The organism is Methyloparacoccus murrellii (genome assembly GCF_054657115.1).
This window is the reverse complement of the sequence record NZ_BAAHXD010000107.1, coordinates 1-953: the sequence shown is the minus strand read 5'-3', so window position 1 is coordinate 953 and position 953 is coordinate 1. Positions and strand designations below refer to the sequence as shown.

The 953-nt window shown below is 64.4% G+C and carries 2 protein-coding genes; both read left to right on the top strand.

Translation table 11 applies throughout. The annotated features are described in order from the left end of the window. Positions 1 to 58 precede the first annotated feature (58 nt). The gene (locus tag ACYQ1H_RS15505; RefSeq protein ID WP_460028937.1) at positions 59 to 352 is read left to right on the top strand and encodes a transposase; all 294 of its coding nucleotides are present in this window, start codon (positions 59 to 61) and stop codon (positions 350 to 352) included. After that, positions 343 to 953: IS3 family transposase (locus tag ACYQ1H_RS15500; RefSeq protein WP_460028938.1), on the top strand; the 611-nt coding region annotated here is incomplete at its 3' end. The genes ACYQ1H_RS15505 and ACYQ1H_RS15500, both read left to right, overlap by 10 nt.

Here is a 953-nt window from a genome sequence, read left to right as displayed (position 1 = left end):
TGATCTTGCCATCATTTAGTGGACACCTTGTTTGTGAGTAACAATGACGGGGTGATTCATGACTATGAGCAAGAAGTCAGTGCGCCGGAAATTTACCCCGGAGTTCCGGGAACAGGCGGTGAAGCGGGTGTTGGCCGGGCATAAGGCCGCGGTGGTGGCGCGGGAGTTGGACATTGGCGAGAGCTTGCTGCACAACTGGCTCGCGCGGTATCGGCTGCGGAATGGGGCGGCGGCACTGCAGGCCGAGCAAGCGGCGGAACTCACGCGACTCAAGCGTCTCTTGGCGCAACGCGAGGAGGAGGTCGCGATCCTAAAAAAAGCGGCGGCGTACTTTGCCAGGGAATCTCGGTAAGGTACGCCTTCATCCAAGCGCATGAAAGAGTCTTTACGGTGGCGGCGATGTGTCGGGTACTGCGGGTGAGCAGGAGCGGTTATTACGCTTGGCGGCGCGCTCCCGAGTCACCCCGGGCGGCCGAAAACCGGCGTCTGGACGCTGACATTCAGCGGCTCTTTGACGCGCACCGGGGCCGTTATGGCGCGCCCCGGATCACGCTGGATCTGCAGGCCGAGGGCTGGCGGGTGAGTCGGCGGCGAGTCGCTCAGCGGGTGCGGGCCATGGGCCTCAGGGCGCGGGCCGCCCGACGCTTCAAGGCCACCACGCAGTCCAAGCATGCCCTCCCCGTGGCGCCGAACCGACTGGAGCAGGACTTCACGGCGGCCGGCCCCAATCAGAAGTGGGTCGCCGACATCACGTACCTCTGGACCGGCGAAGGCTGGTTGTATCTGGCGGTAGTGTTGGATCTCTTTGCCCGGGCGGTGGTCGGTTGGTCCATGGCCGAACGGATCACCAAAGACCTCGTGATCAACGCGCTCGGTATGGCGATCTGGCGCCGCCGGCCCGCACCCGGGTTGCTGGTGCATTCGGATCGGGGCAGCCAATACGCGGCACGGGA